Source organism: Streptomyces sp. NPDC060205 (assembly GCF_042728395.1).
Taxonomy (GTDB): Bacteria; Actinomycetota; Actinomycetes; order Streptomycetales; family Streptomycetaceae; genus Streptomyces.
In genome coordinates this window covers 1-6,090 of record NZ_JBHWZP010000457.1, presented here as the reverse complement: position 1 = coordinate 6,090, position 6,090 = coordinate 1, and the positions used below count along the sequence as shown (strand labels likewise).

Below are 6,090 nucleotides of genomic sequence, written 5' to 3'. Positions count from 1 at the left end.
CGCGCTCAGCCCCCACCGGCCGGTGGACAGGTCACTACCATCAGCCCCACCCCCTCAAGGGGCGCGGGGAACTGCGCGCTCAGCCCCCACCGGCCCGCAGACAAGACGGAACAGGGGCGGGCCCCTTCAGGGGCGCGGGGAACTGCGCGGCCAGCCCCCACCGGGCGGCGCCGTGTAGGGCGGGGGTTCCAAGGGGGTGAGGAGGCAGCGGCCGACCAGGCCCACCCCCGCGTCGAGGCGGTTCGTGAACTCCTCCGCCAGGTCGGGGAGTTCCCGCAGCGCCCACACCGCCCGCGCAGCGGACCACGCCGCGTCCCGCGCCCGGTCGAGGCTCCACGCCCCCAGCAGGTGCGTCAGCGGATCGGCGATCTGGAGGAGGTCGGGCCCCGGCATCAGGTCCTCCCGGATCCGCTCCTCCAGCGCGATCAGGACCTCGCCGACCTGGTCGAACTCGTCCTCCAGTTCCCCCGGTTCGCAGCCGAGCGTACGACACGCGTCCACGACCGCGAGCGCGAGATCGTGCCCGATGTGCGCATTGATACCGGCGAGGGCGAACTGCAGCGGACGTACCCCCGGATGCCCCCGCAACTGGAACAGCGGCCGCCAGCAGGCGGGCGGCCGGCGGTCCAGGGCGACCGCCTCGACCGCCCCGAGGTACCGCTCGGCGAACCGCACATCGAGCGTGACCGCGGCCCGTACGTCGCTGAAGTGCCCCGCGTCCACACGTCTGGAGACCTCCTCGGTGACGGCGAGGTACACCCGGTTGAAGACCGCGACACCGTCCCGCTCGGGCCACAGCGCGTCGAGCGCGCGCATACGGCGTACCACCGCGTCGAGCCCGTGGACGAGGACCGTGTCTTGCGCGAAGCGCTCCAACCGCACCATGGGGGCAGGGTCCCAGGCCTAGGCTGTGCCGAGGGCCGCCGGGCCGGTCGCTTCCCCAGAACGGGGGATTACGCGGGGCCTGGAGGAGGGGGAGCACCACGTGTCAGTCCGACGTGCCGAGCGTCTGACCGCCCGCCGGGCGGAGCGCCGACGTGCCGCCCGGCGCGGTGCCATGGTGGCGCTGGCCTCCGTCGTCGTCGCGGCCGGCACCGTGACGGGGGTGATGTCCGCGCTGGACGACGGCCGGGGCAGCGACGAGGCACGGCCCGACGTGTCCGGCACACCGTTCCTGCAGCCCCTTCCCTACAGGCCCACCCCTTCGGTCTCGGCGACCTCCGGCTCCCCGTCGCCCTCGCCCTCCGCGTCCGCGTCGAAGGCGGGGCCGCGCCCCCAGCCGTCCAAGTCCGCGGCCACGAAGCCGAAAACCGAGCCCGCGTCCGTGCGGCTGTACCGCCACGGCGACTCCCAGGTCCTGGACTGGGTCCGGGCCAACCCCGACGACCCGCGCCGCCCGGTCATCGAGTCCCGGATAGCCGACCGCCCCGCCGCGGTCTGGTTCGCGGACTACACGCCGTCGAACATCACCGCCCGCGTCAGGGCGGTCACTTCGGCCGGGGCGGCGAAGGGCCGTGTGCCCGTCGTCGTCCCGTACGCGATACCGGACCGCGACTGCGGCGGGGCCTCGCAGGGCGGCGCGCCGGACCTCGGCGCGTACGACGGGTGGATCGAGAAGTTCGCGGCGGGCCTCGGCGGCGGTGCGGTCGTGGTGATCCTGGAGCCGGACGCGATCGCCCAGTCGGACTGTCTCTCCGAGGGCCAACGGACGGCCCGTTTCAGCGCGTTGGCCCGCGCGGGCCGTGTCCTGAAGGCGGCGAACCCGAAGGCGCGGGTCTACTTCGACGCGGGCCACTCGGACTGGAACTCACCGCAGAAACAGGCCGGGCTGCTGCGCCGGGCCGGTGCCGCGTCCACCGCCTCCTCGGACGGGATCTTCAGCAACGTCTCCAACTTCAACCGCACGGGCGACGAGGTCGCGTACGTCCGCCGGACCCTCGACGCGCTCGGCGGCCCGGCGAGCCTGGGCGCCGTCATCGACACCAGCCGCAACGGCAACGGCGCCCCGGCCGACGGCGAGTGGTGCGACCCAGCGGGCCGCGCACTGGGACAGGCGCCGACCCTGAGCACCGGAGAGGCCAGGATCGACGCCTATCTGTGGGTGAAGCTGCCGGGCGAGTCCGACGGCTGCCGGGGCACGCCGGGGACGTTCACACCGGACTACGCCTACGACTTGGCGCGCTGACCGTTCGCCGGACCGCCGGCGGAGTCACCGTCCGAGCCGCCCTCGGGGGCGCCTTCGGAGGCGTACGAGGACGTGCCCTCGTCGAGCAGCGGTTCCTGCGACTTGAGGTGCGCGGGGGCCATCGCCCGCAGCGCGTGGTAGCCGGTGATGACGACGAGCGTGCCGAGCGCGATCCCGCTCAGCGAGAAGGTGTCGGTGAACTTCATCGTGACGTCGCCGACGCCGATGATGATGCCCGCCGCGGCCGGTACCAGGTTCAGCGGATTGCGCAGGTCCACCCCGGCGTTGAGCCAGATCTGCGCGCCGAGCAGGCCGATCATGCCGTACAGGATGACGGTGATCCCGCCGAGCACCCCGCCCGGGATGGCGGCCACGACCGCGCCGAACTTCGGGCAGAGGCCGAAGAGGAGCGCGAAGCCGGCGGCGGCCCAGTAGGCGGCCGTGGAGTAGACGCGGGTCGCCGCCATGACACCGATGTTCTCGGAGTACGTGGTGTTGGGCGGGCCGCCCACGGCGGTGGAGAGCATCGAGCCGACGCCGTCCGCGGAGATCGCGGTGCCCAGCTTGTCGTCCAGCGGGTCGCCGGTCATCTCGCCGACGGCCTTCACATGGCCCGCGTTCTCGGCGACCAGCGCGATGACGACGGGCAGGGCCACGAGGATCGCCGACCACTCGAAGGACGGCCCGTGGAACGCCGGCAGCCCGATCCAGTCCGCCGAACCGACCCCGGAGAGATCGAGCCGCCAGTGGTCGGTGACCTTGCCGCTCGCGTCGGCCGAGTGGATCCGCCCGAAGACCAGGTCGAAGAGCCATGAGATGCCGTACCCGAAGATCAGGCCGAGGAAGATCGCGATCCGTGACCAGAAACCGCGCAGGCACACCACCGCCAGACCGGTGAACAGCATCACGAGCAGCGCCGTCCACTGGTCCTGCGGCCAGTACGTGGCGGCGGTGACCGGGGCCAGGTTGAAGCCGATCAGCATGACGACCGCGCCCGTGACGATCGGCGGCATCGCGGCATGGATGATCCGCGCCCCGAACCGCTGCACCGCGAGGCCGACCAGGAACAGCACGGCGCCCACGACGAACACGGCACCGGTCACGGTCGCGCTGGAGCCGCCCTGCGCCCGGATCACCGCGGCGACGCCCACGAAGGAGAGCGAACAGCCCAGGTAGCTGGGCACCCGGCCGCGGGTCGCGAGCAGGAAGATCACCGTCGAGACGCCCGACATCATGATCGCGAGGTTCGGGTCCAGGCCCATCAGGACCGGCGCTACGAAGGACGCCCCGAACATCGCCACCACGTGCTGGGCGCCGAGGCCCGCCGTCCGGGGCCACGAGAGCCGTTCGTCCGGGCGGACGACCGCTCCGGGTGCGGGTGATCGCCCGTCACCGTGCAGTTTCCAGCGCACGCCGAGGTCCATGGTGGTATCCGCTTTCTCTGCACCTCGGACGCGCGTCCGAGATTCCGTACGTGAAGATCAGCGCCATGGTAGGGGGGAGTCGGCGGAGCGGCCGGTTCAGGGCCGGGAATCCGGAACCTTCGCGTCCGTCACCTCGCCGCGCGCGCCCGGGACCTGGGCACCCGACGTACGGCCACTGGTCCGCAGGACCCCTGCGAACGCGGCGAGCCCGAAGGCCAGCACGGTCACCAGCACGAAGGACGTCACCAGGCTCGTCGCGTCCGCAACGGTTCCGATGGCGGACGGCGCGATCAGCCCCGAGGTGTACGTGATGGTGGCGACGCCCGCGATGGCCTGGGACGGGTTGGGGCCGCTGCGGCCCGCCGCGGCGAAGCAGAGCGGTACGACCACGGCTATGCCGAGGCCCAGCAGGGCGAAGCCGGTCATGGCCAGGACCGCGTTCTGCGCCAGGACGACGAGCAGGGCGCCGGCGGTGGCGAGGAGCCCGCTGACCCGCACGGTGCGCACCGGGCCGAAGCGGTCCACCACCGCGTCGCCGGCGAGCCGCGCGAGCGCCATGGTGAGGGTGAAGGCGGTCGTGCACGCGGCGGCGAGTCCCGCCGAGGCGCCGATGACGTCCCGCAGGTAGACCGCCGACCAGTCCAGGCTCGCGCCCTCCGCGAACACCGCGCAGAAGCCGATCGCGCCGATGAGCAGCGCCGACCTGGGCGGCAGCGCGAAACGCGGCGGTGCCTCCTCGTCCTCGGTGGCGCGCAGGTCCAGTACGCCCTGGCAGGCGATCGTGCCGAGCACGGTGAGCGTCAGCGCGGCGAGGGCGTGGTGCAGCCGGGCGTCCGTGCCCAGGTGCGCGGCGAGCGTTCCGCCGGCCGAGCCGATCAGGGCGCCCGCGCTCCACATGCCGTGCAGCCCGGACATGATCGACTTGTCCAGCCGGTTCTCGACCTCGACGCCCAGGGCGTTCATCGCCACGTCGGCCATGCCGGCCGTCGCCCCGTACACGAAGAGGGCCAGGCACAGGGTGAGCAGGTTCGGGGCGAGGGCCGGGAGGACGAGGGCGAGCGTCCACAGCGCCATGAGTCCGCGCAGGGCCGTACGGGCGCCGAAGCGATGGCTGACGCTGCCCGCGAGCGGCATCGCCAGGGAAGCTCCTACGGCGGGGAAGGCGAGGGCCAGGCCGAGCTGGCCCGCGCTCACCGAGGCGTGGTCCTGGATCCACGGGACGCGGGTCGCGAACGAGCCGGTGACGGCGCCGTGCACGGCGAACACCGCCGCCACGGCGTACCGGGAGCGTTTCACCTCGCGCCGGTCGTAGACCACTTCGCTCATTCTCCCGGCCCCTGTCCGTCGATCCCAGTGGTCGACCGTCGTCTCTCCACTCTGCCGCCGCAAACTATCAGGCACCCTGCCTGATAGATAGACTGTTTTCGCGCCCGCCGCAGCCGTCCGTATCGATCTGGAAGGATCCCGGCATGCCCGCATCACCGAGTACCGCCCGGGCCATCAACGACCGGCTCGCCCTGCGGCTGCTGCAGCAGGAAGGTCCCCTGACGGCAGGGCAGTTGAAGAAACTCACCGGACTGTCCCGCCCCTCGGTCGCCGACCTCGTGGAACGCCTCGCCGAGGCCGGGCTGATCGGCGTGGTCGGGGAGTCCGGCGAACAGCGGCGCGGCCCGAACGCCCGGCTGTACGGGATCGTCGCCGACCGGGCTCACCTGGCGGCCCTCGATGTGCGCACCGAGGGGGTGGCCGTGGTCGTCGCGGATCTGCTGGGCTCGGTGCTGGCCGAGGCGTCGGTGCCGATCGCCGACGAGACCGCCACCGGGCCCGCGGTCGAGCAGGCGGTCGCGCTGGTCGAACGCACGGCGAAGGAGGCGGGGGTCGAGCGGCTGCACACCGTCGGGGTGGGGGCTCCCGGGCTGATCGACCCCGCGACCGGTGAGCTGCGCGATTCCACGGGCCTGCCCGAGTGGCACCGGCGTCTCGCCGCGGCCCTCAAGGAGCGTTTCGAGGCCCGGGTCGTCGTCGAGAACGAGACGAACCTCGCGGCGCTGGCCGAGCAGCGGGACGGCGCCGCGCGCGACCGGGACACCTTCGTGCTGCTCTGGCTCGGGCACGGGATCGGGGCGGCGGTGGTCCTGGACGGGGTGCTGCGGCGTGGTGCGTCCGGGGGGACCGGTGAGATCGGCTTCCTGCCGGTGCCGGGGACGGGCGGGTTGCCGTCCGCCACGGGGTGCGAGGGCGGGTTCCACTCGCTCGCGGGGGCTGCGGCCATCGCCGAACTGGCGCGGAGGTTCGGGGTGGTGGCGCCCGCGGTCGAGCATGAGCCGCATGCGGCGGCGTTGGTGCGGGAGGCTGTGGCGCGGGTGACCTCCGGCCTCGCGCCGGGGTCGACCTCCGGCTTCGCGCCGGGGTCGACCTCCGGCTTCGCGCCGGGGTCGACCTCCGGCTTCGCGCCGGGGTCGCCCTCCGGCTTCGCGCCGG

General features: G+C 73.2%; 5 protein-coding genes. 2 read left to right on the top strand and 3 right to left on the bottom strand.

Annotated features, from left to right (window positions below):
* Window positions 1-126: 126 nt before the first annotated feature.
* Window positions 127-885, bottom strand: coding sequence for a DUF5995 family protein (locus ACFWGJ_RS40810; protein WP_387334024.1), 759 nt, complete (start codon window positions 883-885; stop codon window positions 127-129).
* A 172-nt stretch (window positions 886-1,057) separates the two neighbouring features.
* On the opposite strand from ACFWGJ_RS40810, the gene ACFWGJ_RS40805 reads away from it, so the two are divergent.
* Complete coding sequence (locus tag ACFWGJ_RS40805; RefSeq protein ID WP_387334025.1) at window positions 1,058-2,185, top strand: glycoside hydrolase family 6 protein; 1,128 nt, start codon at window positions 1,058-1,060, stop codon at window positions 2,183-2,185.
* Here the strand turns inward: ACFWGJ_RS40805 and ACFWGJ_RS40800 are convergent.
* Window positions 2,167-3,609, bottom strand: coding sequence for a uracil-xanthine permease family protein (locus ACFWGJ_RS40800; protein WP_387334023.1), 1,443 nt, complete (start codon window positions 3,607-3,609; stop codon window positions 2,167-2,169). The two genes, ACFWGJ_RS40805 and ACFWGJ_RS40800, sit on opposite strands and share 19 nt — an antisense overlap.
* 96 nt (window positions 3,610-3,705) lie before the next feature.
* Window positions 3,706-4,935 carry an MFS transporter gene (locus ACFWGJ_RS40795; protein ID WP_387334022.1) on the bottom strand — a complete coding sequence of 410 codons (1,230 nt, stop codon included), beginning with the start codon at window positions 4,933-4,935 and terminating at the stop codon, window positions 3,706-3,708.
* 143 nt (window positions 4,936-5,078) lie between these two features.
* On the opposite strand from ACFWGJ_RS40795, the gene ACFWGJ_RS40790 reads away from it, so the two are divergent.
* Window positions 5,079-6,090 (top strand): ROK family transcriptional regulator (locus ACFWGJ_RS40790; RefSeq protein ID WP_387334021.1); only part of this gene is annotated, 1,012 nt, incomplete at its 3' end.